Here is a 26,247-nt window from a genome sequence, read left to right as displayed (position 1 = left end):
ATTGCCTTGCCGACCGAAGGGCGACGCCGTTGGCAGGGTTCAGATCCCGACCGTGATCGAAGAATCAAGCAGCCTCCACGTCGGTTCGCTTTCGGAAGCCCGATCGAAATTGAGGTGAACGCTGATGATCGACGGAAAGCCGTCAAGCTCGCCATATGCCTGCCGCTCCGCCGCGAGCGACGACCTGTTGCTGCGCGAGACCTATCATCGATCCAGCAACGACCTGCAGCTTGTTGTCAGCCTATTGTCCATGCAGAGCCGGCGCGCTACGAATACCGAAGCGCGCGATGCGCTCGCGGACGCCATGGCGCGGGTCGCGGTCCTGGCGCAGGCCCGAAGCGATCTGAACGAGCGGCACCCCAGCAGCCTGCAACGCGCGCTGCAACAGGTGTGCGAGGCGCTGCTGAGCCAGACCGAGCCCCGTTCGATCCTCATCTCGCTGCATACCGAATATGACGTGCAGGGGCTCAGCCCGCAACACGTTGCCGCGCTGGCGCTCGTCGTCAACGAGCTGGCGACGAACGCGATCAAGCATGCGTTCCAGGAGGGGATGGCCGGCCACATCCGCATATCGGTGCGTCGCAACGGGGTGCGGGACGCCGCGATCCTGGTCGAGGACAACGGCGTCCCGTTTCCCGCGACTGATCGCGCCCGAAAGGACGGCATGGGCCTGTCATTGGTCAAGCGCCTTGTCGCTTCGGCCGACGGCGTCTTCATCCAGCACGAGGACGGGTCGAAGTGCTTCGAGATCAGAATACCCGGGCAGAATGGGGCGGTCTGATCGTACCTCGACCATCCCGACCGCGTGCGTCAGCCCCAGGTCCACGTAAGATTCCTTAGGGAAGGTGCGAATGCTCACGTGCTCGCGATGCCTGCAAGACCGTCCTGACACCTGAAGGAGCTTGGTATGGACGACACCGCATCTGACACATCGCGTAGCACCGCCGCGCCGACCGATCGGCCAAGAGCGGGAGTGGCCAAGGCTCTGTTCGTCCGCCTGACGGCGAAGCCGGGGAAGGGCGACGAGGTCGACGCCTTTCTGCGCGGTGGGCTGGAAGCGGTCTTGGAGGAGCACGACACGAGAACCTGGTACGCCGTGCGGTTCGCTCGGGAAGACTTCGCGATCTTCGATACCTTCCCCAACGACGCGGGCCGCCTTGTCCATCTTGCCGGCAAGGTTGGACGCGCGCTCGTCGCTCGCACGCCCGAGCTGTTCGCGAGCCCGCCCCAGATCGAGCACGCCGACGTGCTCGCTTTCAAGCTGCCCGGTCAAAGCGGTCAGGTGAACCACTGACGATCCGGTCTCACCCATCCAGCGCATCATCGGTATCGACAAGGAGGATGTCATGAAAGCAGTCGTCTATAACGGGCCCCGCGACGTGGCGGTGCAGGACGTTCCCGACGCGGTGATCGAGAAGCCGACCGACGTGCTGGTCAGGATCACCAGCACCAACATCTGCGGCTCCGACCTCCACATGTACGAGGGGCGCACCGACTTCCAGCCGGGCGGCGTATTCGGGCACGAGAATCTGGGACAGGTGATCGAGGTGGGCAGCGCGGTCGATCGCGTGAAGGTTGGCGACTGGGTCGCCGTCCCCTTCAATATTGGCTGCGGGTTCTGCCGGAATTGCGAACGCGGCTTGAGCGCCTTCTGCGTGACCACGGCGGACCGCAGCGTTTTCCCCAACATGGCGGGTGCCGCCTATGGCTTCGCCGGCATGGGGCCGTATCGGGGTGGCCAGGCCGAACTGCTGCGGGTTCCTTATGGCGACTATAATTGCCTCAAGCTGCCGCCGGACGCGCAGGAACGGCAGAACGACTATGTGATGCTGGCCGACATCTTCCCGACCGGCTGGCACTGCACCGAGCTGGCCGGCCTGCGTCCCGGCGAGACGATCGTCATCTATGGCGCGGGACCGGTCGGCCTGATGGCCGCCTATTCGGCCATGATAAAGGGCGCGGCGATGGTCATGGTGGTCGACCGCCATCCCGACCGGCTGCGGCTGGCCGAATCGATCGGCGCCATCGCCATCGACGATTCGAAGGGTCCCGCAGTGGATCGGGTACTAGACCTGACCAACGGCGAAGGTGCCGACCGCGGCTGCGAATGCGTCGGCTACCAGGCGCATGACCCACAGGGGCAGGAGCACCCCAACATGACGATGAACGATCTGGTGAAGTCGGTGAAGTTCACCGGCGGTATCGGCGTCGTCGGTGTGTTCGTGCCACAGGACCCGGCGCCGCAGGAGCCGCTCTACGCGCAGGGTGAGATCGTGTTCGACTATGGCCTGTGCTGGTTCAAGGGGCAGTCGATCGGAACAGGCCAGTGCAACGTCAAGGCCTACAACCGGCAATTGCGCGACCTGATCTTCGCCGGGCGCGCCAAACCCTCCTTCATCGTGTCGCACGCGCTCGCGCTGAACGAGGCGCCGGCCGCATACCAGCATTTCGACGATCGGGACGATGGCTGGACCAAGGTGGTGCTCAAAAACGCCGCGTGACGCCGAAGGCGGGGCGGCCGCGGCCGCTCCGCCGCCCTTTCGGATCATCGAGGAACGCCATGCCGATCTATGACTATCGCTGTGCCGAATGCGGGCCGTTCACGGCGATGCGACCGATGGCCCAGTATCGCGAGCCATGCGACTGCCCGGCCTGCGCCGCGCCGGCGGCGCGAACCCTGCTCGGCGCACCCGCCCTTGCGAGTGGCGAAACCGGCCTGCGAACCTCCGTCGAACGCGAGAGGAAGAGCGATCCCATGCCCCGGACGGCGCATCCCGCCGGGTGCGGGTGTTGCGTGCGCCGGGCGCCCATCCCGGGCGCGCTGGTCTCGAAAGGTCGAGTCTTCGCCTCGAACGGCCCACTGCCCCGGCGCGAACGGTAACCGCAGTCAGACCCCGAACCTGAATCGGAGAACGACATGGCCTCGCAGACGCTAAGCGGCCTCAAGGTGGCGATCCTGGTGACGGACGGCTTCGAGCAGGTCGAGATGACCGAACCGCGCAACGCGCTGGACGCCGCGGGCGCCGACACCACGCTCGTGTCGCCCATGGGCGGCGAAGTGAAGGCCTGGGACTTCACGGATTGGGGTGACACGTTTCCCGTCGACGTTCACCTCGACGACGCTCGCCCGGATGCGTTCGACGCGCTCCTGCTCCCGGGCGGCGTCATCAATCCCGATGCGCTGCGGACGCTGCCGGGCGCGGTCGCGTTCGCGAGGGCGTTCTTCGATGCCGGCAAGCCCGTCGCCTCGATCTGTCACGGGCCTTGGACGATCATCGAAGCGGGGGCGGCGCGCGGGCGGCGGTTAACCTCGTGGCCCTCGCTCAAGACCGATCTCGAGAATGCGGGTGCGGCGTGGATCGACAGGGACGTCGTTGTCGATCAGGGTCTGGTCACCAGCCGCAAGCCCGACGACATCCCCGCCTTCAACCGCGAGGCGATCGCGCTGTTCGCCGCAGCACGCGGACCATCGCGGCAGGCGGCCGGCGAATGAGGGTCGCGGATCGCCCGCTGCCGGGGCAAGAAGGGATCGAGCGCCGGCCGTTCGGTGACGCCGCGCTCGACGTCGCGGTGATCGGCCAGGGCACCTGGTATATCGACGACGCGCATCGGCCGACGGCCATCGCCGCGCTGCGCCGGGGCCTCGATCTCGGCATGACGCATATCGATACGGCCGAGATGTATGGAGAGGCCGAAACGGTCGTCGGCGAGGCCATTGCGGGCCGGCGTGACGAGGTCTTTCTGGTCTCGAAGGTGGTGCCGAGCAATGCCTCTCGTGCCGGGACGGTGGCGGCCTGCGAGCGGTCGCTCGCGCGCCTGCGCACCGACCGGCTGGACTGTTACCTCCTGCACTGGCCTGGTTCACACCCGCTGGAGGAGACGTTCGCCGGCTTCGAGCGGCTACGCGAACAGGGCAAGATCCTCTCCTGGGGGGTGAGCAACTTCGACGTGCCCGACCTGAAGGCAGCGTGGAACGCGGGCGGCGAGGGTCGAATCGCGTGCAATCAGGTCCTCTACAATCTGGAGGAACGCGCGATCGAATATGCGGTGCTGCCATGGTGCGAGAGGCACGGCATCGCAACCGTCGCCTACAGCCCGTTCGGCCATGGCAGCTTCCCCGAAGCGCGTTCTCCCGCCGGGCGGGTACTGGCGGCAATTGCCGCCGATCACGGGGCGACGCCGCGCCAGGTGGCGCTCCGCTTCCTGGTTCGGCACCCGTTCAGCTTCACCATTCCCAAAGCTTCAAACGCGGATCATGTCACCGAGAACGCGGGCGCCGGCCTGCTGGAGCTGACTGAAGCCGAACTCGACCGGATCGACACGGCCTTTCCATCCGGACCACCGCCGCGTCGGCTTCCCATGCTGTAGTAAATGTGGCGGGACAAGCCTGACGAACGGTCACTAGGACCTTCACCTCCTGCGCACGTGCTATTCATGCCGAAAGGCGCGGACAGCCCCACCAAACGATGTGACAATTGCAGAGCAAGCCATCCGAACTCGCCCAAGCTTTATCGGCATGGCTACGTTAAAGTACTTGCCTCGCTCAGGTTACTCATCGCACCTTCGGAAGCTTTGCCTTCAGTCGACCGATTATCAGCGATCAGCCCCTCCGGGCAACACCGCTGCCTGAATGAACGTCTCCTTACGGGCAGCGTCAAAGCTGGCGTGAACGGCCGATTGTGGGCGCTTGCGGCCCCTGCCCTCTTGTGCCGAGGACCCAATAGCGGTCACTGCACGGTTTCAGACCGCTTCCTGGAAGCGGTCGTTCGTTCACGTCGACTCTCGTGATCGCGCTTTGACGTAATGCTTAGATCGCCGGCTCACCGGTCAGATACGGGTCCACCGGCACGTCTCCGAGAACCGGCGTTGGCGCTGGCCGGATCGCTGACGCCGCGAGCCATGCGTCGCCGCCCTCCCTCTTCCGCGTGGAACCGTCACTGCGTGTTGCCACGCGCCCGTAGATCGGTCTTTCTCGATCGGACGGTGATCCGGCGAACATGGCGGCGATATTACCGTAAGTGCTCGGATCGCGACCATCGAGGCTTAGCCGATCGTTGAGGTAGCAGGCGGTGGCCCACGCGGCCTCTGGGCTGGCCGTCATCGCGATGATCCGCTTGGCCCAGTACATGCGCAGGTTGTTGTGCATCCAGCCATCGATGAGGAACTGTCGCTGACACGCGTTCCACGTCTGATCGCTCGTCTCTCCCGCCAACATGGCGGTGAGCGTCTCCATGTTGGGTCGAGGGTCGACGGCATGGTCCGCCAGCGTGCGGCGAGCCCAGCCAGCGACGCGGTCGTATCGTTCCGGCGCCGCCAGCTGTGTGGCCTGATAGTGGAACCACTCACGCCAGCCGAGCAGTTCGTCTGCGAACTTCTGCTTGTGCTGCCCGCCCGCCGAAGCGCCGCTCACCGCTGCCATGATCTCGCGCGGACCGAGCACGCCGAAGTGCAGATAGGGGGAGAGACCGCTGGCGCTCTCGCTTCGTGTGGCATCGTTCCGGGCTGCAGCGTAGACGGGTAGGACCTCGTCGACCAAGCGGGCCAGGCGCTCGCTCGCTGCGGCACGGCCCGGCGGATGCATCTCGCTGACCGGTAGGGAATGGTCGATGTCGAGGCTCGCGACCAGATCGTCGAGGTTGCAATTCTCAAGCAGTTCGGGCGTGAACGGCAGGTGGCCCGTGTAAGGCGCCACGTCGGCGCTCTCGTCAGACCACGTCGACCAGGCAGCGCGCTCCGGCTCATGCCGCCGTAGGAAACCGTATCGACCGCGAACATCGTCGCCGATCAATGCCGGCGGTACCAGGCAGGCGGCGTTGACGGCGAGTACCGCCACCTTGGCCCGCGCCGCGACCCGCTCCGCCTGCCAGCGCGCGACAAACGTCGGTTGATCTTCCAGCACCACTGCCGCGGCCTCTGCGGCGAGGCGATGAATCAACCCCTTTTCCCGTCGTCCGGCGCGATCGACGTGTTGCACGCACGCGAGCCCTCGCTCGCGACAACCGGCGGCGAGATCCACGCTCGCTCCCAGGATGAAGCGGTGCAGCCGATCGGACGCGTAAGGGTAATCCTCCCGCACGCCGTGGTAGACCAGGACGGGTAGCCCTAGCGCATTCCCCAACCGGACCGCTGCGTCGACGACTGGATTGTCTCGGGCTCGCAGTGCCTGCTGTAGCCAGCAGAGGACGTAGCGGCCACCTGGCGCCACAGGGCGATCGGCGAGCAGGCGCACTCGCGGCGCCTCGTTCCACGCTTCGGTGAGGACCCCGGTGGTCACTGAACGTTCTCCTTGCTTCAGCGCCAACGCCGTAGAAGCGAAAGCCGCTCAACCCTCGCGCAAACGAGCAGACTCTCTCTGATCGATTTCGCAATTGTGACACGACCGTATGGCATCCACAGCCCGCCGGAACGAACTCACCTCACTGAATGGGTGGAGCCTCGGGCTCCTTGATGTCGAGAGCCGCCTGTCGTGCAAAAATTCAGCTACCCCCCGGCTGCGAGAAGCCCTTTGAGCAACGTCGTTGCTGTGTTAGTATGGCAATACACCTCGGGAGCTAAGCCGTGTCCGTATTGCATGCCCTCGCGCAAGCCGCTGCTGCAGCCGCACTCGTCGTGCCGCCGACCGGTCCCGCGCTTACTGCCGAGATCAGGATGCGCGACGCTGCCTTTTTCGCCGCATTCTTCGAGCGCTGCGATCGTCAGGTCGTGGCCGGCTATCTCACGCCCGACTTCGAGATGTATCACGATAAAGGTGGCAAGCTGGCCGGAGGGGCAGCGGTGTTCCTGGAAGATTACATGAAGTCATGTACCGCAGCTGCCAAGCCAGATGGCTGGCGTCATCGGCGTGAGCTGGTTGAACCCTCCCTGCGCGTCGAGGCCGTGCCAGGCTTCGGAGCCATCGAGGAAGGCGACCACGACTTCTACGAAGGCAAGGGGGATGGCGCAAAGCGGAAGGTCGGAACGGCGCATTTCGTCCAGCTATGGCAGCGTGCGCCAGACGGCTGGCGACTGGCGCGCGTATTCAGCTACTCGCATCGGGGAACGAATTGACTGCACGCGTTCCTAAGGCAAGGTCAGGCGCCCTCTCCTTCGCCGTGCTGAGACCCAATTCCGGTCACTCAGGCGCCCATCCCCGCTTCCCAACTCCGGCCGCTCGTTCATCTCGCTGCTCGAGCCTTCCGGGCGTTCCGCGCAGCTGCCCGGCCGGCCGGATTTGGCAGGTTGCCAGTCCGTCCGCCTTCTGGCGGTCGCCAGTTATTAAGCGGACGCTCGCTGAGGGGCAGCTAGGGCGAGTGGCGGGCGCCAAACAGGGTGGCGTCGTATCGCACGTCGGATCTAATATACGCGGCTGCTCCGCCCTGCAGGTCACGACGTTATTGGATCGGATCACGCTCGCGCGGCAACTCATCTCGCGCTACGTTAGTGCATGGCCGATCGCATCAAACGGTGGGAAAAGGTGATTGACACTCCGAGTCTTGCCTTCCTCCTGCTCGCACCCGTACTGCTCGGATCGTGCTCAAGGGCAATCAAGCTCCTCATCGAAAACAAGAGCTTCGATGACGTGAGAGCTGTCGTCCGCCGAGGCCCCAATGGCGAAAGCCAATGGATACGTCCGGAACGCGCGCGATGGATGGGCTGGCCATCACCAGACCACCACATTCTCATTGAGAAACGACATTGCGCCCGAACGTTCGACCTTGATGAAGGCTTCGATCCTGCTGAGACCTGGCAGGACGAGAACGGCTGGCTGTCGCAGCGCTACTTCGTCGACGAAGCCGGTGACCTTAATGTGCTCGGCCCCGACGCTGCGCACCGCACTCTCTGGCACTCTCCCACCTCGCCCAGTCCGCGCTTTCGCAAGCTGACACGCCTGTCGCAGCGTTGCGGAAATGATCAGGCGACGAGACCGAGCGAGAGCGAACAGGGCGACTGATGAGCGCGACGCAGGGAAGCCTCCGCTGACGGGTCTTCATTGGGCGTTAGCGGAACGTCCGCTTCTTACGCTCGGGTGCTGTCAGTCTAACGCGAACTCGCCTCTACACGATGCATCTCGCCCTCGGCTCGCGTCGGATCAGCTGACGAGCGCCTGACACGCTGCCAGCGCCGCGGAGCGGCGCTACTTGTAGGTCTGGCGGTCGACGAGGTGGCGTTCGTGATTGAAGTGGTTGTGGACGTTGGCGTGGACCGAGGCGAACTTCTGTAACGTTCGCATCTGCCGGAACCGCAGCATCGCCCGTTCTCGTCGCCTGAACGGCAGGTGAGAGTTCTCCACCCGGTTGTTGGCGCAGCGACCCACCTCCTGCTTCTCGCGGGCGCCGAGTTCGCTCGGCGCCGCACCGTAGGAGCGTAGGCCGTTGGTGGTGATCGCCTCGGGCGCGCCGTGGTGCTTGAGCGCCCTCTTCATGAACGCGAGCGCAGCCTTCTTGTCGCGCGTCTGAGTGACGTAGCTCTCGAGGATCTCGCCCTCGTGATCCACCGCTCGCCACAGGTAGACCATCTTGCCATTGAGCTTCACGTACATCTCGTCCAGGTGCCAGCGCCAATTACGGAGGCCGCGCATGTGGCTCACCCGCTGGCGCCGCACCTCACCCGCGAACAGCGGACCGAACCTGTTCCACCACAGCCTCACTATCTCGTGGCAAATGTCGATACCGCGCTCGAACAGCAGGTCCTCGACGTTCCGCGGCGACAGCGGAAAGCGCACGTACATCAGCACCACCAGCCGGATCACCTCGGGTGACGAGTTGAAGTAGCGGAACGGGCTGGCTGGCTTGCGGGGGCGCGGCATGCCACTCCCCTACCCCGGTGAGCGCCGCAGGTGCATTAGCTTTGACAGAGCCCGATCGGGGCATAGCCTCCCGCGATCTCGCGCGCGAACGTGGCGGCGTCGACCGCTGGCGATTCGGTGACGAAGGTGATCGGAGCGGCGACGCGGGCCATGTTCACGCACTACCGCCGGAACACGCGGAAGACGACTCGATTTGGCGCACACCTTTTTTCGGATCAGCTACTCGCAGCAAGGTTGGGAACGCGAGTACGTTGCCGACTTGGAGGCTCTTCTATATAGCGTCGTGTCCGCGCCCTACTTCAATGCCGCCCGAACTCGGCGGAGCGCTGCAAGGTCGCTGTTGGGATCCCCCGCGACCACGACCTAGTCGGCGAGCATACCGGACTTCGCCGGGCCGATCGCCTACCCGCATCCAACGCCCGTTGTTTCGGGTGGCCGAAACTGCGTCGCTATGCAAACGGTCATGAGCCAAATGTCAGGTTGACCGAGTTGCGGACATTCCGAGCAGCATGATCAATGCCTGCTTTTGGACGTTCGTTCATACTTGATCGACGGTCTTTCCCAGACCAGCTTGCGTGCATGACGCGCAAGCACGTGTTGCCATGGTTCGCAGCGGCTACTGCGAAAGGAGCTTCGCCAACGCGCCAGGCTGTTCGACGTGGACGAAGTGCCCTGCATCGGGGACGGTGACGATCTTTCCGCCCGCTTTTGCAACGGCGACGAGTTCCGCTGGGCTGGTGACGTGGTCACCATCGCCACGGATCAGAAGCAGCGGCCCAACCCACTGCTCTATGGCAGATAGCATCGGGCGGCGCGTCGAGGGTTGCGCCAGGAGCGACTTGCCGGGAACGGCGCCCTGCCTCCAACGGCTTTCCGAAAGACCGGCGGTTGCAGCAAGGCGTGAGAAGATGTCACGGTTTCGCGGGTTGCTGACGTAGAGGTCCTGGCGCCTTCCACCCAGCGCCGCAAGCAGCTCATCCATCTGGCTGATGAAGCCGTCGTCCAGCGGAGTGGACGGGTCTGCCAGTCGTGTCGCCTGCAACGCCTTTGCGGGTTCAAATCCATTTAGAAGCTGCGCTGCCGCCGCGCACAGCCAGCGGAACGAGCTGGCAAGATCAATGGATGGGCATTCTAGTACAAGACGCTGCACGCGGTTCGGGTGCGCCAGCGCGTAGCGTAGAGCGACCATGCCGCCGAAGCTGTGTCCCAGCACGTGCCAACGCGGCACTGCCAGCGCGCTCCGAACAGCCTCGAGATCGGCGATGAGATCGTCGACCGTCACGTTTGTACCGGCAGGAAGCGCGTCGGAGCGAAGTACGCCGCGCTGATCCACGCTGACCAATCGAACCCTGCCCGCCAGCGCGGGAACCATGTAGTGCTCGAACTCTAGCGCGCCGATCCCGGGACCGCCGTGGACGTAGAGGAACACGGGGGCGCCGCGAGGCCCTGTGTCCGTGACCCAGATGCGGGTCCCCCTCACCGCCAGCAACCGGCCAGCGGACGGCTGTGCCTGGAGGCTCGCTGGCAGCATGCTCACCAGCGCCGCTCCCGCCGCGCCGGCGATCAAGTCACGCCGCTTTAACTGACTTGTCCACTGCGCTCGACTCATATCCAATCCTATGGCGGAGGCTTGCTGACGCAAACATCCGCCGTCGCGCGGGACGGATCGTCTCCTCTCTGCCGCTCCGACGCATAACCGGTCACGCAAGGGCCCCCGCCGACTTCCTAGCCCCGGACACTCGTTCATACCGATCTTAAACCGCGAAGAAGGGTATTATCGAAGTTGCTAGTGCCGCGCGCATAATCGAGCACGCACCATCAGGCGCGGCGGCGTGCGGCCGGCCGAACCGCACCTCTCCTCACCGCAGGCCCGCCGCGGCGAGAAGGAAGAGCAGATCGAGACGCTTCACCCGTTGGGATGGGACTTTCGCCGTGTCGATCCACTCGTCGGGCGAGTGGCCGCGATCGCCGGTCGCGGCGCGCGACAGCGTCACGGCGGGGATGCTCAGGCTCATCGGGACGTTGGCGTCGGTCGAACTGCTGGTCAGCCGCGGCGCGATCTTCTCTTCGCGATAGGCGGCGACGCCGAGCCGGATGAGCGGGTCGGTCACCGGGGTGGCGCCCGCGGGCCGGTCGCCGACCGGCACCTTCTCGACCGTGACCGCACCCTGCTTCACCGAGCGCGCCGCGTTCTCCGCAATCACCGAGCGATCGACCACTGCGAGGAAGTCGCGCTCGAGCTTGGCGAGCTCGGCGGCACTCTCCGAGCGCATGTCAACCTCCAGCGTGACCTCACGCGGGATCGCGTTGACCGAGGTGCCCCCGCCCACGACGCTCGCGCTGTACGTCGTCTTCGGGTCGGACGGCGTCGGCAGCGCGTACAGGCCCGTGACCGTGGCCGCCATCGCCGCCATCGGGTTGACGAGCCCGAACGCGCCGTAGCTGTGACCGCCGGGTCCCTTGAAAACGAGGCGATAGCGCTTGGAGCCCACCCCGCCGACGGTGAAGCCGTCCTCGGCCGCGCCGTCGATCGAGAAGAAGGCGGCGGCGCGGTTGCGGTACGCGGGCTGCGAGAAGAGGTGTCGCACCCCGCGCAGGTCGCCCAGCCCCTCCTCGCCGACATTGCCCACGAAGAGGATGTCGAGCGGCGTCGCGATCTTCGCCGCCGCCATCGCGCGGATCAGGCTGAGCTGGGTGGCCAGCCCGGTCGAGTCGTCGCCGACGCCCGGCGCGTGGAGCCGCGTGCCGTCGCGCCGCACCGTGACCGGTGTCCCGGCGGGGAAGACCGTGTCGAGGTGCGCCGCCATGATCACCATCTTGCCGCCGGGAACGCCGGTGCCGCGGCGCAGCCCCAGGACGTTGCCCACCTCGTCGATCCGGACGTCGCTGAGCCCCGCCTCCTTGAACATGGCGGCATAGGCGCGCGCGCGGGCCGCCTCCTTGAACGGCGGCGCCGATATCTCGGTGAGCTGCACGATCGTCTCGACCCATCGATCATGCTCTTGCTCCAGGGCCCGTACGGCGGCGCGATAGTCGCCGCGCTCGCGCAGCGCGTGCACGATCGCGACGTCCGCGGCCCGCGTCGGGGGCGCCGCGACCTGCGCGCGCGCGGCCACGGCGCAGAGCATCGAGCCGGTCAGCATCACGCGTCCGACCTGCCGCGCCGTCGTGTGGCTGCGTCGCATCGCTCTCTTCTCCTTGATGACCCGCGTCACGCCCGACCGATCCGTGCCGAGCGGTACGGCCGCGGAGCATAACGAAGGTCCGCCACCCAGGGGAAGGTGGGCACGCGGTGCCGATTGGCGATGTGCGGGATGTCCTGGTCGATCGCGCCCGGCGACAGCGCCATCAGGTGCGGGTTGGCGAGCGGCTTCATCGTCGGGTTGAGATAGCCGCATTTGAGCACCACGATCTTGAACGCCGACGGCTCGAGGCCGAGCGCGCGGAAGGCTTCGGCGGCGTGGTAGGCGCGGCGCTTGGAGGAGAGCGTCATGGTGATGCCGTCAAACGCGATCACCGCCTCGCGCTCGGCCGGATCGTTGACCGTCGCCAGATACTTGACCGTGGCAGTCACCGGGACCGGGCTGCTCGCCACGGGGTCGAGCGAGCCGCCGACACAGAGCGGGATCGTCTTGCCGACGCCCGCGGCGTAGCAGGCGTCGGTCGCGGGCCGGTCGGTCATCCCGCCCAGCAGCACCTCGCGCGCGCCGGCCTTCAGCAGCGCCTGGAGGAACAGCGACTGATCGGCATTGCCGCCCCCACCCGGATTGTCGCCGGAGTCGGAGATCACCACCGGCCTGGTGGTCGCCGCCATCGCGGTCGCGATCGTCTCCTCGATCGTACCCGTCGGACTACCAAACTTGAAGTCGCGGCGCGCGTCCCAGTAGCGCGAGGCGAGCTCGACCGCGATCCGCGCCTGCATCGCCGGGTCGGTGCCAGTCACGCACACGGACGCCGCCGAGCGCGGCTCGTCGGCCCAGACGTAGCCGACCAGCTGCGAGACATCGAGCACGCCGGCCTGACGGTTGTACTCGCTCAGATCGGCCCAGAGTCGGCGGCCGGGGTCCCACTCGGTGCTGCTCTGCTCACCCGCCAGCCCGACCGGGATCGTCGCCCAGACGATCCCAGGGCGCAGGCCGTAGCGCAGGCAGTGCGTCAGCATGTCGGTCGCGCGCATCGTGTTCTCGACCCGGTCGACGTGCGGCGCGGTGCGATAGGCGGTGATCGCGTCGAGATTGTCGACGATCCGCTGGCTGACGTTGCCGTGCAGGTCGTAGCTCGCCGACAGCAGGCAGTCCGGTCCCACGACTTGGCGGGTGGCCTCGTACCAGTCGCCCTCCGCGTCCTGCATGCCCTCGACGAACATCGCGCCGTGCATCGCCAGATAGACCCCGTCGAGCGGCAGCAGCGCGCGCAGTCGCTGGAGATATTCCGCCTTGAGCGCGTCATAGGCGTCGCGCGCGATGGGTCCGCCCGAACCGGCGTTGGCGACGAGCGTCGGCAGGAAAGGCACGTCGTAGCGCCGCAGGAAGGTGAAGCGCTCGTTCTCCAAGATCGCGTCGCCGCGCAGCACGGTGAAATTCTCCAGCCGGGCGCGGATGCGGCTGTACGTGCTGCATTCGGACGCGATGCCGCCGACCGCGATGCGCGGCACACGCCGGTAGCGCGGTACGATCTGCGCTCGCGATGTGCCACTCGCCGCGAGCGCGCCCGCGGTGGTAGAGGCCAGGAAGGTTCGACGTCGCATGATGAGGGTCTCCTCGGTCGCGTACAGAGAGGTAGGCGGGGTCAGAAGGCGGCGCTGATCGAGCCGGTGATGCCGAAGCCGCCGCCGATCAGGTAGGTGGGTGCCGACCCGGCGATCACGTTGCCCTGTCGGCTCGCGGTCGCCTGCGCGTTCGAGGTGACGCCCTGGATGCCGGATAGGTACTTCTTGTCGGCGATGTTGGTGAGGTTGAGCTGCAGCTGCGGCTTCTTGACGAAGCCGATCGACTCGAAGCGGTAGCCGATGCTCGCGTTGGCGGTCGCGAAGCCGGGCAGCACCTCGTCGTTCATGAAGGTCGAATATTGGTCGCTGATATAGGTGCCCTCGACCGAGGCGAAGAACGACCCGTCGTCGTAGCTCAGCCCCGCCGAGGTGACCCATTCGGGGCTGAGCACCGCGCGCTTGCCCGCAGTCGGGAGGAAGACGCCGCGCACGGGGTAGTCGTCCTTCGTCGTCGCGTCGAGATACTGACCCGAGACATAGGGGCTGAACCCGTGCCACGGCACCAGCCCGATCTCCGCCTCCACGCCGCGCGCGGACTGGTCACCGACATTGACCGCGAAGCCGACGCTGGTGCCGTTGACGATCTGGCTGCCCTGCACCAGCCGGTCGGTCAGGTCGTAGTTGAACGCGGCCACGGTAAAATGGACGAGGTCGCCGTGGTGGCGGAAGCCGATCTCCTGACCGAGCGAGTATTCCGGCGTGTAATTGCCTGACGGCGTGCTGGACGGCACGCCGGTCGCCGCATTGTAGATGTTGACGTAGGACGACACCGCCGAGGGCGCGCGGAACGCGGTGGTGATGTCGGCGAAAAGCTGGTTCTTGTCGTCGACGCTGTAGCGGATCGATGCCTGAGGCAGCGGGCGCTGGCTCAGGCTCTCGGTCCGCATCGCGCTGCCGGGCAGCGGGCTGCGCGACGTGCGGTCGACCCAGACGTATTTGAAGCCCGTGTTCACGAGTAGCCGGTCGTCGTCGAGTTTCACCGTCATGTCCGCGTACACGCCGTGGACGTTCTGCTCGATCCGCGCGGCGAAGTTGCGGAACGTGTCGCCGCCCGCGGTCAGCACCGAGCCGCGGTCGCCATAGGGATCCCGGACGCCCCCCTCCGCGTCGGCGACCTGGAAAGCGGCTTTCTCGTCGTGGACGAAATGCGAGTACCAATAGCCGAGCCGCAGCTGCGCAAGCCCGACGTTCCAGCGCAGGTAGCTGTTCTGGCCATAGGTCTTCTGATCGTAGCGATCGACGTTCATCACCGTCGCGATCGCCTGACCGGCGACAGCGCCGGGCGCCTGCAACGGCCCGGCCGGCTGATTGCCATAGAAGGCGGTGCGCAGGTTCAGGTTGCTCGCGCCGTTGATGATGCCGTGCGTGTAGAGGAAATAGGGCGTGGCGACGATGTCGAGCCGGTCGGTGAGCTTGAAGCTGGACGGCGCACTGACATAGAGGCTCTGGCGATCGGCGACCCGCAACCGATAGTAATTGGGATTGCCGACACCGGTCGCCGGATCGACGCTGTAGCTGGCATCGAAGTTGAAGTCGCGACCGAACTGCCGGTATTGCGCCAGCGTCGGATTGCGCGAACGGTCAGACTTCTCCTCATTGTAGGTCGCCACCAGCGAGATCACGTCGCCCGACGCGAATTCTTTGACGATCTTGCTGTCGATGTGGTGGCGCTCGGTCCGCCCCGGGCCGCGCCAGCTGCGGTTGTACGTGCGCGAGCCCGACACGAAGGCGCGCACGCCGGACGCGCCGATCTCACCGGTCTCCAGCCGGAGGAACTGTCGATTGAGGTCGTAATTGCCGAGGCTCGCCGAGGCGAAGGCGCCCGCCGAGCGCGCCGGCGCGATCAGCTCCTCCTGCAAGAGCGCGCCCACCGAGTTGTAGACCGGCGCGGTGATGTCGGTCGAGCCGCGCGTCAGGTTGATCAGGCCGATGTTCTCGCTGTCCGCCCACTCGCTGGGGAAGGCGCTGTACGACAGCTGGTCGCCGATCGGCATGCCCTCGAAGTTGAAGCCGAGCGACGTCTGGCTCAGCCCGCGGATGGTCAGGTTGGGCGCGCTGCCGAAGGGGTCGCCGCTGCCCAGCACGACGCCGGGCAGATTGCGGATCAGCGTGAAGACGTTCGTGGTCGCCGCCTGCCGATCGATATAGTCGCGCGTGACCGTGCTGCGCAGCTTCGTGCCGGTCTGCACCGACATCAGGCCGCCGCCCGGCGTCGTGTTGGTCACGCCGTTGGCCGAGCTCCCGCGACCCGTGACGACGATTTCCTCCGCGGCAGCGTCGGCGGTGCCGTCGAACCGCTCGCGCGAGGCCGCCTGCGGGTCGCTCTCCGCCTGATCGACGGTCTGCGCCCGGGCAGGCGCGCCGGTGAGCGCGGCGACGACCGCGGTGGCGAGCAGCAGCCCGGTGTGGCGTCGGATGGTCATGCGTCTGTCCCCTTCGTTGAGCGCGATGGTCCTTTCGTTCGTCCTGCGTTGGATGCGGGCGCTATGGTCGCCTCGCGTCACGCGGCCGCTCTGACGGCGGCCGTCGCGAAATCGATGGGATTCCCGAGGGTCCCGGTCAGAAGTTGGCGCGCACGCCCAGTCGGAAGGTGCGGCCGAGCACGTCGTACAGCAGCGAGTTGACGCCCGGGCTCACGCCGGTGGACGGCGCCGCGACGGGGTCTTTGTCGAGAAGATTGTCCACGCGGAAGAAGGCGCTGACCTCGCTGGTCAGGTTGTAGCTGCCGCCCAGATCGACGTAGAAGGCGCCCGGCATGCTGTTGTCGTCGACCGTCGGGTTGTTGTTGGTCGAGATCGGGCAGCTGCTCCGGCACTCGATCCACTCGTTCGAGTAGACACCGTCGCTGATGAAGCGCTCTGTCAGCGATAGGCTGAAGCGGTCGGTGTCCCAGCTCTGCGTCAGCAAGCCCTTCCAATCGGGCGTGGTGCCGCTGTTGACCCCGGCGGTGTCGATCGGGATCGAACCGATGACGTTGGACGTCGTCACCAGCTCGATGACGTGGGTGGCCAGGCCGCGCAACGTGATGCGCCCAGGAAGGCCGATCCCGGAGAGCGGGAAGCGATACGACGCCTCGACGTCGAAACCCTTCGTGCGGATGCTGGCAGCGTTGAAGGCGGTGACCTGAACGTAGTTCGCGCCCGGTGTCGGGCTGTCGAGCAAGGTGGCGGCGCACTGGTCCTGCGCGCCCTGCTCGCACAGGTCGACGATCTGCTGCGCGCCGAGCGAGATGATCGCGTCGCTGATCTTGATGTCATAATAGTCGACCGACACGGCGAAGCCGGGCAGCCAGCTCGGCTCGGCATAGACGAACCCGACCTCGGTGCTGCGGCCGATCTCTGGCCGCAGGTCGGTGTTGCCCGCGACGCGATTCTGGATGTTGATGACGTTGCCGCGGTACAGCACGGTCGAGTTGGTGACGATCTGCGCCGCGAACAGCTCGCTTAGGTTGGGGGCACGCACGTCGCGCGAGGTCACCGCACGCAGGCGGAAGCCATCGAGCGGGGTCTTCCACACGCCGCCGATCTTCCACGCCTCCACCGTGCCCGAGGTGGTATAGTCGGTGACGCGGACCGCGCCGTTGACGTTGGCCTCGCCCAGGACGTCCGAGTCGAGGATGGGAACGTTGATCTCGGCATAGGCTTCCTTGACGCCGTAGCGGCCCCGCCCCGCCTTGTAGTTGCCCGCGTACCAGTTGTTGCCGACCGTGGTGTTGAGCAGCGGATCGGCGGAATACAGCGCGGAGTTCGGCGTCGCCGCGCTCACGCCGTTGCCGTAGGGGTCGGCGACGGTGCGGTAGATCTCCTCTCGACCCTCGACGCCGAACGCGATCGCCACCGGCCCCGCCCAGGACGGAAAAGGCTCGCCGGTCAGGTTGAAGCTGGCGACATTCTGCTCCTGGCGCGAGCGCTGCCGGGGGCCGTTCTCGGGCATCACATAGGCGTAGGCGGCGGCGGAGTTGGTGACGTCGCCGAAGGCGTTGAACGGCACGCATCCCGCCGCACGCGCGACCGCGCTTCGGCACACGATGCTGCCGTCGGGCGCGGTCACCGCGTCGATCGCGGCGTTGAAGTGCGGCTGCAGCGAGATATTGCTGACGTCGACCGCGATCGTGCTCACGCCGTGTGCGCCATAGGCGTTGACGCGCCACTCGGTGCCGGCGATCGCCACCTTGCCGTCGACCCCGAGCACGTAGCGCTGCTGGTCGCGGCGTGTGCGCACCGTGATCGGGTCGGCGAACTGGCCGGTGACCGTGCCGAACTGGAAGCTGGTGATCCCATTGGCGGCGCAGCCGTCGCGCACGGCGGCGGGGAGGAAGGCGTTGTCGCACTGGACGGTCAGCCCGATCCGCTCGGCGCCGCGATTGGGGAAGTTGCGTGACAGCACGCGCGCCAGCGTGGCGGTGGCGAACACCTCCATGCCGTCGCTGACGTCGAAGCCGACGCGGCCGTAGCCGACGCCGCGCTCGAGCCGACTGGCGAGACTGGGCGACTCACCGATCTGCGCGCTGAGGTCGCCGCCGACGCAGAAGGGATTGAAGCACCCCGTCACCTGACCGTTGCCCAGCGGGCGACCGGCCGAACCATAGTCGAACTGATAGGGCACGCCGCCGGGACCGAAGGCCGTGCCCTGCAGCGGGCCGGACGTGATCAGGCCGAATCTCGCATATTGGAACGGCTGCGCGCGGCTGATCAGCGTGTAGCGCGGAAGGCCGTCGACCGTCGCCGCGTTCGAGCGACCGAGGAAGGCGGGCGCGTTGTACCAATCGCGCCCGTTCACGCCGCCGGAGACGCCGAAGTCGCCCGCCGGCGTGCCTCCCTCATAGCTATATTCGCCGCTCACCTGGACATGCAGTCGTCCGTCCTGCGACGCGCCGCCCCAGGCGACCTGCGCGGTCACGTTCGGGTCGTCGCCATAGGTGGTGATGCCGGTCTGCAGGTTGGCCCGCACGCCGGTGAAGCGCTTGTTGGTAACGAAATTGACCACGCCGCCGACCGCGTCCGAGCCGTAGGAGGCCGAGGCGCCGCCGGTCACCACGTCGACCCGCTCCACCAGGAGCTGCGGGAACTGGCTGATATCGGGCACGCCGATGAAGTTGGCCGGGGTGACCCGCTGACCGTCGAGCAGCGTAAGCGTGCGGAGCTCGCCGAGACCGCGTAGCGCGAAGGAGCTGAGGCCCTGCTGGCCGCTGCTGGTGCTGTTGCCGCGCGTCTGGCGCCCCGAACTGCCCTGCAACGCGGGCAGCAGGCGGATCGCCTGGAAAAGGTTGGGTTGGGACAGCTTCTCGATGTCGTCGCGGTTCACCGTGGTCGTGGGCGTGGGCTGCGAGTAGCCGCGTGAGGCGAGACGCGAGCCGGTCACTGTAATGTCGGCGGTGGGGGCATCGTCCTGGACGGGTGCGGGATCAGCCGCGGCGCCCGGTGGCTCCGTGGAAGGCGTAGGAACAGCGACGCTTTCGGCCTGCGCGAACGCTGCCCCTGGTGCGAGCAGCGCCGAGGCGGACGCGAGCAGCAGCAATGTGGTCTTCAAAGCCCAATTCCCCCGTTTGGAATGAACCTACCCTGCGAGCGATTTATTTTGTAATTTGATTATCTGATCGAGGCACTTGGTTATAATGTCAATATAACCAATCGCGTAACATTCCTTTGCTGGAGGTGCTCGACGCGATGCGCGCGCGCGTGTCAGACCACGGCGGTCGGGCGGTGTCGCGCTGGCTCGCGGAGTTCCGACCATGCGTCGCTTGTTTCTGCCCGCTCTCGCGCTCGTCGCGCCCCTGCTCGCTGCAACCGCGCCCCAGTCATCCGACGTCGTCGCCATCTGGGGTCGCGCTGCACCAGGTTCGGAACGGCGCGCGGGGGAGCAGGAGCAACTCGAGGACGGCGCGTACGTCCACAACGTACACCGACCCTCTCTGACGATCCTCCGGCCGCGCAGCGAGCACGCGAACGGTACCGCGATCATCATCGCGCCCGGCGGGGGACATCGCATGCTGGTGTTCCAGAACGAGGGCGTTGCCCCCGCGAAAATCCTCAATCGCTACGGCATCACCGTCTTCGTGCTGCGCTACCGTCTCGCGCGTGAGCCAGGCTCGACTTACACGATCGAGCGTGACGCCGCGGCCGACGCTCGGCGCGCGGTGCGCTGGGTGCGAGCGCATGCCGCTGATTACGGCGTGAGTCCTCGCCGGATCGGCCTGATGGGCTTCTCAGCAGGCGGCGAGCTCGTCTCGTTGGTCGCTGACAATTTCGAGTCCGGTGATCAGGTGAGGGGTGACAACCTGGCACGGATCAACGGGAGACCGGACTTCCAGGTGCTCGTCTACCCGGGGCCGATCGGCATACCCGCGGCCGACGTGGCGCACGCGCCGCCCGCGTTTATCGCGGCGGGCGCGCTCGACACGTGCTGCGCCGGCCCCGCCCTCACCCTTTTCCAGCAGCTAAAGCAGGCGGGGCGGACGGCAGAGCTCCACATCTTCTCCGGCGTGGGCCATGGCTTCAATGTCGGCGTGCACGACGAGAGGTTGTCGATCCAGCATTGGCCGGATCGGCTTGCCGACTGGATGAGCGACGAGGGTGCTGTCAGTCTAACGCGAACTCGTCTCTGCACGATGCACCTCGGGCTTTGTGGGCAACGGATCAGCTGGCGAGCGCCTGCCACTCGGCCGGCGCCGCGGAGCGGCGCTGCTTGTAGGTCTGCCTGTCAATGAAGTGGCGTTCGTGGTTGAAGTGGTTGTGGACGTTGGCATGAACTTAGGCGAACTTCTGTAACGTTCGCATCTGCCGGAACCGCAGCATCGCCCGCTCTCGTCGCCTGAAGGGCAGGTGCGAGTTCTCGACTCGGTCGTTGGCCCAGCGACCCACCTCCTGCTTCTCGCGGGTGCCGAGTTCGCTCGGCGCCGCACCGTAGGAGCGCAGACCGTCGGTGGTGATCGCCTCGGGCGAGTCGTGGCGTTTGAGCGCCTTCTTCATGAAGGCGAGCGCTGCCTTCTTGTCGCGTGTCTTGGTGACGTAGCTCTCGAGGATCTCGCCCTCGTGATCCACCGCGCGCCATAGGTAGATCATCTCGCCGTTCAGCTTCACGTACATCTCGTCCAGGTGCCAGCGCCAGTGACGGAAGCCGCGCATGCGGCTCACCCGCTGGCGCCGGACCTCGCCCGCGAACAGCGGACCGAACCTGTTCCACCACAGCCTCACCGTCTCGTGGCAGATGTCGATCCCGCGCTCAAACAGCAGATCCTCCACGTTCCGCAGCGACAACGGGAAGCGCACGTACATCAGCACCACCAGCCGGATCACCTCGGGCGACGAGTTGAAGTAGCGGAACGGACTGGCTGGCTTGCGGAGGCGGGGCATGGTCCCTCCCCTACCTTGGCGAGCGCCGCAGGTGCATTAGCTTTGACAGAGCCTTAGCTTTGCCAGAGCCCCCCGACCGGCTCTCGCGCCGGTCAGACCCGCTCGAGCATCAGCGCGATGCCCTGGCCGACGCCGACGCACATGAAGGCCATGGCGTAGCGCCCGCCGACGCGGTGAAGCTCCTCCGTCGCGGTGAGCGCCAGCCGCGCGCCCGACATGCCGAGCGGGTGGCCGAGCGCGATCGCGCCGCCGTTGCGGTTGACCCGCGGGTCGTCGGGCGCGACGCCCAGGTCGCGCAGCGTCGCGATCGCCTGCGCGGCGAAGGCCTCGTTGAGCTCGATCACGTCGAGCCGCTCGAGCCCCACGCCGGTCAGCCGGCACAGCTTGCGCGCCGCCTCGATCGGCCCCGCTCCCATGATCCGCGGCGCGATGCCCGAGAGCGCCAGCCCCAGCACGCGCGCGCGCGGCGTCAGCCCGTGGCGCGCCGCCGCCGCCTCGCTCGCCACCAGCATCGCCGCGGCGCCGTCGTTGAGCCCCGAGGCGTTGCCCGCGGTCACCGTGCCGTCGGCGCGGACCACGGGCGTGAGCCGCGCCAGCGCCGCGAGGCTGGTCGCGCGCGGGTGCTCGTCGACCGCGACGACGATCGGCTCGGCGCCGCGCCGCGCCACGGTGACAGGCACGATCTCGGCCGCGAGCCGCCCGCTCGCGATCGCCGTCGCGGCTTTCTCCTGGCTGGCGAGCGCGAAGGCGTCCTGCTCGGCGCGCGACACGCCCCATTGCTCGGCGACGTGCTCGGCGGTCTGCGGCATCGTGTCGACGCCGTACGCCGCGCGCATCGCCGGGTTGACGAGCCGCCAGCCCAGCGTGGTGTCCTCGAGCTGCTGCGCGCGGTCGAACGCGCCCGCGGCCTTGCCCATCACATAGGGCGCGCGGGTCATGCTCTCGACCCCGCCCGCGATCGCCAGCGCGGCGTCGCCGCAGCGGATCGCCTGCGCCGCCATGCCGAGCGCGTTGAGCCCCGAGCCGCACAGGCGGTTGACGGTAGCTCCCGGCACGGTCTCGGGCAGGCCGGCGAGCAGCACCGCCATGCGCGCGACGTTGCGATTGTCCTCGCCGGCCTGGTTGGCGCAGCCGAGCAGCACGTCGTCCACGCCCGCCCAGTCGACCGACGGGTTGCGCTCGACCAAGGCGCGCAGCGGGACGGCGGCGAGATCGTCGGCGCGCACCGCGGCGAGCGCGCCGTTGAGCTTGCCGATCGGGGTGCGCACCGCGTCGCAGAGGAAGGCGTCGGGCATCGGGTCGTCCTGTTCCAGCGTGGCATCGTGCGGTGCGGGTCGCTTAAGGCGCGGCGATCCACGCGCTGATCTTGGCGTCGAGCACGTCCATCGGCAACGCGCCAGTGTCGAGTACCGCGCGATGATAGTCGCGCACGTCGAAGCTGGCGCCACGCGCCGCGGCGGCGCGCTCGCGCAGCTCGCGGAACTTGAGCTCGCCGATCTTGTACGCGCACGCCTGGCCCGGGTAGGCGATGTAGCGATCGATCTCGACCGCGACGTCTTTGACCGCCATCGAGGTGTTGGCGAGCATATAATCGATCGCGCGCTGCCGCTCCCAGCGTTGCGCGTGGAGGCCGGTATCCACCACCAGCCGCACCGCGCGCAGCATCTCCATGTCGAGATGGCCGAACCATTGCATCGGGTCGGTGAACATGCCCAAGTCGCGGCCGAGCGACTCGGCGTACAGGCCCCAGCCCTCGGTATAGGCAGTCGCCTCGCCGAAGCGCAGCAGCGGCGGCAGCGCCAGATTCTCGCGCGCGAGCGTCAGCTGGAAATGGTGGCCCGGTATGCCCTCGTGCAGCGTCAGCGTCTCCAGCGTCGGGATCGGGCGCGTGCTGAGCATCGCCATGTTGAAATAGAGGATGCCGGGCGACACCCCGTCGGGCTCGCCGGGGCGGTAATAGCCGGTGCCGCGCTGCTCACCGAGCGCGGGCAGCGGGCGCACCGCGAACGGCGCTTTCGGCCGATCGTGGAAGAGCCGCGGGATCGCGGCCCAGATCTGCGCCTCGATCGCGGCGAAGCGTGCGAGCAGCTGCTCGGACCGGGTATAATAATAGCGCTTGTCGGTCCGCACGTGCTCGAACAGCGCGTGCAGGTCGCCGCTGAAGCCGATCGTGACCCGCACCTGCTCCATCTCGCCGCGTATCCGCGCGACCTCGCTGAGCCCCAGCCGGTGGATGTCGTCCGCCGAGCGCGCCGTGGTGGTATGGCGGGCGAGTTCCGCGGCGTAGAGCGCGTTGCCGCCCTTGAGCGCCCAGCGACCCGGCGCCGCGGCGGCGCGCGGCAGATAGGTCTCCCGCAGGTAACGCTGCCAGCGCGCATAAGCCGGATAGACCTTGCCCGCGATCGCGGCACGATAGGCGAGCGTCAGCCGCGTCCGGTCGGGCGGCGTGACGCTCCCGGGCATGCGCCCGATCGCCTTGAAGAAGGGGCTGTCGTCGACCGGGATGGCGAGCAGCGCGTCGACCTGGCGCAGGATGTTCTCGACGATGATGCGCGGCTGCACATAGCCCTGCGCCAGGCCCTCACGCAGTCGCACGACATTCTGGTCGAGATGACCGGCGAAGCCATCGAGCCGCCGCAGTCCATCCTCATAATCGACCAGCGTCGCGAAGGGCGCGCTCGGGCCGGCGACGAAGTCGGGGAACTCCACCTGCAACCCGAACGACGGGTTCAGCGGCGTGAGCTGCGCGACCTTGAACGAGCCGTCGGCGATATAGGCGAGCGTCTGGCGCAGCCGATAGGCGAACACGTCATAGGCGATCTGGTCGACCGGCGGCAGTGCCGCGCGATCGATCGCCCCGAGCCGCGCCAGTTCCGCGCTCTTGTTGGCGCGCAGCGTGGTCGCATAAGCGTCGCTGAGCGGGTCGACGAAGACCGATCCGCCCGCCGCCGCGCCCTTGCGCGCCGCGCCCAGCGGGTCGAGCCGCGCGTCGGCCGCGGCGCTATCGTCAAGCAGTGCGCGCAGCCGTTGCGACGCGTCGCTGTCGGCGGCGCGCAGCGGCGCTGCCGCGGCCAGCATCGTCGTGCCGAGCAGCCGAAGAGCTGCGCGGCGCGAGAGACTCAATGCTATGTCGTCACCCATACCGCCCCCATTCGCGCGCAGTCTGCGCAACGAACGCGACCTTGCCAAGACACCCGCCGGCGCGCGCGGGAGGCGTTCACCGCACCAACGAAACTGCCTAAAGGCAAGGATTTCTCCCGTTTTCGCGCTCGCCTGATCGCGCAGCGATCGGTCGGTGGCGCGGGATGTTGCGCCTGACGCAACGACTTACTCGCGCGAACACGCTTGTGGGCGAGCGGTGATCGCCCATGCTGCGGCACCGGGGCCGAGACGCCCCGGGGCAATCGGGGGACACTACCATGAAGCGATCGTTCGTCGCGTTGCTGCTCGCGGCCTGTGCCACCGGCCCCGTGCTCGCGCAGGACGCCGCGGCGCCCGCCGTGCCGGTCGTGGCACTGGTCGGCGGCACCGTGGTCGACGTCGCCAAGGGCACCAAGATCGCCGACGCCACGGTGCTGGTACAGGGCGAGCGGATTGTGCGGGTCGGCCCCTCGGGCGCGGTGGCGGTGCCCGCGGGTGCCACCGTCTTGCCGATGCGCGGCCAGTGGCTGATCCCCGGGCTGATGAATATGCATGTCCACCTCGGGCTCAAGCTGCCAGGCGCGCAGGGCAACGCGCTGCTCAACGAGACCGACGCGGAGGAGGTGCTGCGCATGGCGGACAATGCGCGCCGCACCTTGCTCGCCGGCGTCACCACCGTGCGCCTCACCGGCGAGGATCATGGCACAGACTTCGCGCTCAAACGCGCGATCGATCGCGGCGAGGTGCCCGGCCCGCGGATCGAGACCGCCGGCGAGGTGATCGTGACCACGGGCGGCCACGGCTCGCTCGAGGCGGACGGGCCGGCCGCACTCTCACGCGCGGTGCGCCAGCAGATCAAGCTGGGCGCGACCTGGATCAAGATCGCGATCTCGGGCGGCATCTCCGACACGCACGGCAGCATCTCCGCCGCGCCGATGACCGACGACGAGCTGTCGACCCTGATCGAGGTGGCGCATCGCAACGGCGTCAAGGTCACCGCGCACAACGGCTCGGTCGAGGCCGCCCGCCAGGCGCTGCGGTTCGGCATCGACGGCTTTGAGCACGGCTACCACCTCGACGACGCGGTACTCGCCGACATGAAGGCCAAGGGCGTGTGGCTGGTGCCGACGATGGTGGTGAGCCAGCCCGGCGCCTATGAGTTCTACCGCAAGATCGGCTCGCCCGACTGGTATCTCGAGCGCGTCGCCTCGACCGGCAGGGATCACTGGGCGATGCTGCAGAAGGCGATCCGCCTCGGCGTCAATGTCGCGCTCGGCACCGACCAATTCCCGTTCGAGCCCAACGGCGGGACCAACGCCACGGTCGCCGAAGCGGAATTGTACGTGAAGGCGGGCATGACGCCGCTCCAGGCGCTTCAGTCCGCGACGATCCGGGCCGCGACGATGCTGGGCCGCGAGGCGAGTGTCGGCCAGATCGCCGCCGGCCAGTATGCCGATATCGTCGCGCTGCCCGCGGACCCGACCGCCGACATCGGCGCGCTGCGTCGCATCGCGTTCGTGATGAAGGGCGGCGCGATCGTTCGCGACGACAGCGATCCGGCGCGCGTCACGCCCTGACACCGCCGATCGTTGCGTCCAAAGCAACGATCGCTTCCTTGCGAAGGCGTTGTAACAACAACGTAACTCACCGACACTCAGCTACGAGGCCGTTGCGACAGGGGCAAGGTAGCGCGGCACGCAAGGGGAGATAGCGAGGATGAGACAGCGCCTAACCGCGACCATGGCCGCGGCTATGATCTTGGCAACACCGGTCGCGGCTCAACAGCCGACGGATGCGCTATCGCGGATGTTTGTTTGGTGGGACCAGGCATTCAAGACCCCAGGAGCTTTCACGGCCGAGAACTTCTCGCGCTACTTCACGCCGGACGCGACCTTGACACTGGAGGGTCGAACCGTGATCCGCGGCGTGGATCAGTGGGCGACTCATTTCCAGAAGATCCAGGCGGGCGGCGGCGACGTCGAGATCGTGGTGCCGTTCAAGGCGGCGTTCCAGCAGGGTGACCGCCTCTACACCTATCACGTGATCCGCTCGCGCCGCGACGGCAAGCTCGGCTGCGTGCTCGCGGCCGGCCACGCCGAGCTGCGCGGCGGGAAGATCGCGTCGATCACCCTGGTCCGCGCGCCGGTCGACCTCGCCAAGGGGCCGCCCGACCCGGCCTGCTGGACCAAGTGAGCCGCTAA

At 67.2% G+C, this 26,247-nt stretch carries 20 protein-coding genes and 1 pseudogene; 11 read left to right on the top strand and 10 right to left on the bottom strand.

Translation table 11 applies throughout. From position 1 onward, the window contains the following. Window positions 1-124: 124 nt before the first annotated feature. The 6 genes from KZ813_RS13610 to KZ813_RS13585 all read left to right on the top strand — a co-directional run bounded on the left by KZ813_RS13610 (window position 125) and on the right by KZ813_RS13585 (window position 4,368). On the top strand, window positions 125-781 hold the full coding sequence (locus tag KZ813_RS13610) for a sensor histidine kinase (protein ID WP_219755525.1): 657 nt from the start codon (window positions 125-127) through the stop codon (window positions 779-781). Between the two features lie 126 nt (window positions 782-907). Next, window positions 908-1,294, top strand: coding sequence for a putative quinol monooxygenase (locus KZ813_RS13605; protein ID WP_258046766.1), 387 nt, complete (start codon window positions 908-910; stop codon window positions 1,292-1,294). Window positions 1,295-1,346: 52 nt separating this feature from the next. After that, complete coding sequence (locus KZ813_RS13600; protein WP_219755524.1) at window positions 1,347-2,501, top strand: glutathione-independent formaldehyde dehydrogenase; 1,155 nt, start codon at window positions 1,347-1,349, stop codon at window positions 2,499-2,501. Window positions 2,502-2,560: 59 nt separating this feature from the next. Beyond that, entirely contained in the window at window positions 2,561-2,881 is a 321-nt protein-coding gene (locus KZ813_RS20490) for an FmdB family zinc ribbon protein (protein ID WP_219755523.1), read from the top strand. A gap of 36 nt (window positions 2,882-2,917) precedes the next feature. After that, window positions 2,918-3,493, top strand: a complete 576-nt coding sequence (locus KZ813_RS13590; protein WP_219755522.1) for a type 1 glutamine amidotransferase domain-containing protein — start codon at window positions 2,918-2,920, stop codon at window positions 3,491-3,493. Then, window positions 3,490-4,368: an aldo/keto reductase gene (locus KZ813_RS13585; protein WP_219755521.1), complete on the top strand. Its 879-nt coding sequence runs from the start codon at window positions 3,490-3,492 to the stop codon at window positions 4,366-4,368. The genes KZ813_RS13590 and KZ813_RS13585 overlap by 4 nt, the downstream gene beginning before the upstream one ends. A 439-nt stretch (window positions 4,369-4,807) precedes the next feature. On the opposite strand, the gene KZ813_RS13580 is transcribed toward KZ813_RS13585, so the two are convergent. After that, window positions 4,808-6,274, bottom strand: a complete 1,467-nt coding sequence (locus KZ813_RS13580; protein WP_219755520.1) for a deoxyribodipyrimidine photo-lyase — start codon at window positions 6,272-6,274, stop codon at window positions 4,808-4,810. A 284-nt stretch (window positions 6,275-6,558) separates the two neighbouring features. Here KZ813_RS13580 and KZ813_RS13575 point away from each other — a divergent pair, with 284 nt between their 5' ends. Further along, entirely contained in the window at window positions 6,559-7,047 is a 489-nt protein-coding gene (locus tag KZ813_RS13575) for a nuclear transport factor 2 family protein (protein ID WP_308461894.1), read from the top strand. 376 nt (window positions 7,048-7,423) lie between these two features. Further along, the gene (locus KZ813_RS13570) at window positions 7,424-7,930 is read left to right on the top strand and encodes a hypothetical protein (RefSeq protein WP_219755519.1); all 507 of its coding nucleotides are present in this window, start codon (window positions 7,424-7,426) and stop codon (window positions 7,928-7,930) included. A gap of 183 nt (window positions 7,931-8,113) precedes the next feature. On the opposite strand, the gene KZ813_RS13565 is transcribed toward KZ813_RS13570, so the two are convergent. The 6 genes from KZ813_RS13565 to KZ813_RS13540 all read right to left on the bottom strand — a co-directional run bounded on the left by KZ813_RS13565 (window position 8,114) and on the right by KZ813_RS13540 (window position 18,914). After that, the gene (locus KZ813_RS13565) at window positions 8,114-8,785 is read right to left on the bottom strand and encodes an IS6 family transposase (protein ID WP_219755518.1); all 672 of its coding nucleotides are present in this window, start codon (window positions 8,783-8,785) and stop codon (window positions 8,114-8,116) included. Between the two features lie 616 nt (window positions 8,786-9,401). Next, complete coding sequence (locus tag KZ813_RS13560; protein ID WP_219755517.1) at window positions 9,402-10,214, bottom strand: alpha/beta hydrolase; 813 nt, start codon at window positions 10,212-10,214, stop codon at window positions 9,402-9,404. Between the two features lie 430 nt (window positions 10,215-10,644). Continuing rightward, window positions 10,645-11,970 carry a M20/M25/M40 family metallo-hydrolase gene (locus KZ813_RS13555; RefSeq protein WP_258046765.1) on the bottom strand — a complete coding sequence of 442 codons (1,326 nt, stop codon included), beginning with the start codon at window positions 11,968-11,970 and terminating at the stop codon, window positions 10,645-10,647. Window positions 11,971-11,996: 26 nt separating this feature from the next. After that, a complete protein-coding gene (locus KZ813_RS13550; protein WP_219755516.1) occupies window positions 11,997-13,532 on the bottom strand; it encodes a M81 family metallopeptidase in 1,536 nt (511 codons plus the stop codon). Between the two features lie 41 nt (window positions 13,533-13,573). Continuing rightward, the gene (locus KZ813_RS13545) at window positions 13,574-15,976 is read right to left on the bottom strand and encodes a TonB-dependent receptor (protein ID WP_219755515.1); all 2,403 of its coding nucleotides are present in this window, start codon (window positions 15,974-15,976) and stop codon (window positions 13,574-13,576) included. 136 nt (window positions 15,977-16,112) lie between these two features. Next, a complete protein-coding gene (locus tag KZ813_RS13540; RefSeq protein ID WP_308461893.1) occupies window positions 16,113-18,914 on the bottom strand; it encodes a TonB-dependent receptor domain-containing protein in 2,802 nt (933 codons plus the stop codon). 370 nt (window positions 18,915-19,284) lie between these two features. Here KZ813_RS13540 and KZ813_RS13535 point away from each other — a divergent pair, with 370 nt between their 5' ends. Continuing rightward, on the top strand, window positions 19,285-20,259 hold the full coding sequence (locus tag KZ813_RS13535) for an alpha/beta hydrolase (RefSeq protein ID WP_219755513.1): 975 nt from the start codon (window positions 19,285-19,287) through the stop codon (window positions 20,257-20,259). Here the strand turns inward: KZ813_RS13535 and KZ813_RS13530 are convergent. The 3 genes and pseudogenes from KZ813_RS13530 to KZ813_RS13520 form a co-directional block, all read right to left on the bottom strand. Continuing rightward, window positions 20,189-20,905: pseudogene (locus KZ813_RS13530) on the bottom strand (IS6 family transposase). The gene KZ813_RS13535 and the pseudogene KZ813_RS13530 sit on opposite strands and share 71 nt — an antisense overlap. Before the next feature lie 92 nt (window positions 20,906-20,997). Beyond that, a complete protein-coding gene (gene pcaF / locus KZ813_RS13525) occupies window positions 20,998-22,200 on the bottom strand; it encodes a 3-oxoadipyl-CoA thiolase (RefSeq protein WP_219755512.1) in 1,203 nt (400 codons plus the stop codon). Window positions 22,201-22,243: 43 nt separating this feature from the next. Then, entirely contained in the window at window positions 22,244-24,028 is a 1,785-nt protein-coding gene (locus KZ813_RS13520) for a DUF885 domain-containing protein (RefSeq protein WP_258046764.1), read from the bottom strand. 296 nt (window positions 24,029-24,324) lie between these two features. Here KZ813_RS13520 and KZ813_RS13515 point away from each other — a divergent pair, with 296 nt between their 5' ends. Further along, window positions 24,325-25,623, top strand: coding sequence for an amidohydrolase family protein (locus tag KZ813_RS13515; protein WP_219755510.1), 1,299 nt, complete (start codon window positions 24,325-24,327; stop codon window positions 25,621-25,623). Between the two features lie 163 nt (window positions 25,624-25,786). Next, the gene (locus KZ813_RS13510; RefSeq protein ID WP_258046763.1) at window positions 25,787-26,239 is read left to right on the top strand and encodes a hypothetical protein; all 453 of its coding nucleotides are present in this window, start codon (window positions 25,787-25,789) and stop codon (window positions 26,237-26,239) included. Window positions 26,240-26,247: the final 8 nt, after the last annotated feature.

Source organism: Sphingomonas folli (assembly GCF_019429525.1).
Lineage (GTDB): Bacteria > Pseudomonadota > Alphaproteobacteria > Sphingomonadales > Sphingomonadaceae > Sphingomonas > Sphingomonas folii.
Note: the sequence above shows the minus strand (reverse complement) of the source record. Positions and strands in the feature narration are given on the sequence as shown.

Coding starts and splice junctions, on each gene's coding strand:
- KZ813_RS13535 (WP_219755513.1), top strand. CDS start 19,285: ATGCGTCGCTTGTTTCTGCCCGCTCTCGCGCTCGTCGCGCCCCTGCTC.
- KZ813_RS13585 (WP_219755521.1), top strand. CDS start 3,490: ATGAGGGTCGCGGATCGCCCGCTGCCGGGGCAAGAAGGGATCGAGCGC.
- KZ813_RS13610 (WP_219755525.1), top strand. CDS start 125: ATGATCGACGGAAAGCCGTCAAGCTCGCCATATGCCTGCCGCTCCGCC.
- KZ813_RS13510 (WP_258046763.1), top strand. CDS start 25,787: ATGGCCGCGGCTATGATCTTGGCAACACCGGTCGCGGCTCAACAGCCG.
- KZ813_RS13600 (WP_219755524.1), top strand. CDS start 1,347: ATGAAAGCAGTCGTCTATAACGGGCCCCGCGACGTGGCGGTGCAGGAC.
- KZ813_RS13570 (WP_219755519.1), top strand. CDS start 7,424: ATGGCCGATCGCATCAAACGGTGGGAAAAGGTGATTGACACTCCGAGT.
- KZ813_RS13565 (WP_219755518.1), bottom strand. CDS start 8,785: ATGCCGCGCCCCCGCAAGCCAGCCAGCCCGTTCCGCTACTTCAACTCG.
- KZ813_RS13515 (WP_219755510.1), top strand. CDS start 24,325: ATGAAGCGATCGTTCGTCGCGTTGCTGCTCGCGGCCTGTGCCACCGGC.
- KZ813_RS13550 (WP_219755516.1), bottom strand. CDS start 13,532: ATGCGACGTCGAACCTTCCTGGCCTCTACCACCGCGGGCGCGCTCGCG.
- KZ813_RS13590 (WP_219755522.1), top strand. CDS start 2,918: ATGGCCTCGCAGACGCTAAGCGGCCTCAAGGTGGCGATCCTGGTGACG.
- pcaF (WP_219755512.1), bottom strand. CDS start 22,200: ATGCCCGACGCCTTCCTCTGCGACGCGGTGCGCACCCCGATCGGCAAG.
- KZ813_RS20490 (WP_219755523.1), top strand. CDS start 2,561: ATGCCGATCTATGACTATCGCTGTGCCGAATGCGGGCCGTTCACGGCG.
- KZ813_RS13555 (WP_258046765.1), bottom strand. CDS start 11,970: ATGCGACGCAGCCACACGACGGCGCGGCAGGTCGGACGCGTGATGCTG.
- KZ813_RS13605 (WP_258046766.1), top strand. CDS start 908: ATGGACGACACCGCATCTGACACATCGCGTAGCACCGCCGCGCCGACC.
- KZ813_RS13545 (WP_219755515.1), bottom strand. CDS start 15,976: ATGACCATCCGACGCCACACCGGGCTGCTGCTCGCCACCGCGGTCGTC.